The sequence below is a fragment of the Labrenzia sp. OB1 genome, assembly GCF_001624695.1.
GTDB lineage: Bacteria > Pseudomonadota > Alphaproteobacteria > Rhizobiales > Stappiaceae > Roseibium.
Map to the genome: position 1 here is coordinate 1 of NZ_JSEP01000099.1, position 626 is coordinate 626.

Consider the following 626-nt stretch of genomic DNA (forward strand, 5'->3'; position numbering starts at 1 on the left):
AAAAAAGCCGATACAAAATCTGGCCCCGGATGCTGATCATCGAGCCCACAAGGGCCTGAATAACAGAATTGAAAACGCACACCGCCAGACCAGGAAGCGAGAGAAGATCATGGGGCGGTTCAAATCGCCCCGCCAAGCACAGCGTTTCCTGTCAGCCCACGATCAGATAAACACCATCTTTCGTCCCCGCCGATACAAACTCTCAGCCCGCTCCTGGCGACACGCCAGGGCAGATGCCTTCTGCCTGTGGTCCGACTACACAGCAGAAATGACCGCTTGAAAAAGCAGGGGCCGCGCTGCCTGGGCGTGTCGCAATTTTCGTCAGCATGAGTAATACCAAACGACAAAATTCAGGACCGATGCGCCCAGTCACGCATTCCGATTGACATGATTTTCCATGGCTGATCGATGAGCGTGTTCCAGGCCCGGCAGCACAGGTCGACGATCTGGTCGTAGTCCTTGAAGACCCGGTTTGAGAGCCAGTTTTCTCGCATGTACTGCCATAGGTTTTCGACAGGATTGAGTTCGGGAGATCGGGGTGGCAAAGGCAAGAGTGTGATGTTGTCCGGGATGGCGAGCTTGTTTGACGTGTGCCATCCGGCCTGATCAAGGATGACCACGCCATG

At 55.0% G+C, this 626-nt stretch carries 2 protein-coding genes; one reads left to right on the forward strand and one right to left on the reverse strand.

All coding sequences use genetic code 11. From position 1 onward, the window contains the following. Positions 1-280, forward strand: a 280-nt coding sequence (locus tag OA90_RS28430; protein ID WP_156510741.1) for a DDE-type integrase/transposase/recombinase, incomplete at its 5' end; no start/stop codon positions are given. Between the two features lie 70 nt (positions 281-350). On the opposite strand, the gene OA90_RS27900 is transcribed toward OA90_RS28430, so the two are convergent. Then, on the reverse strand, positions 351-626 hold a 276-nt coding region (locus OA90_RS27900), incomplete at its 5' end, for a transposase (RefSeq protein WP_199823654.1).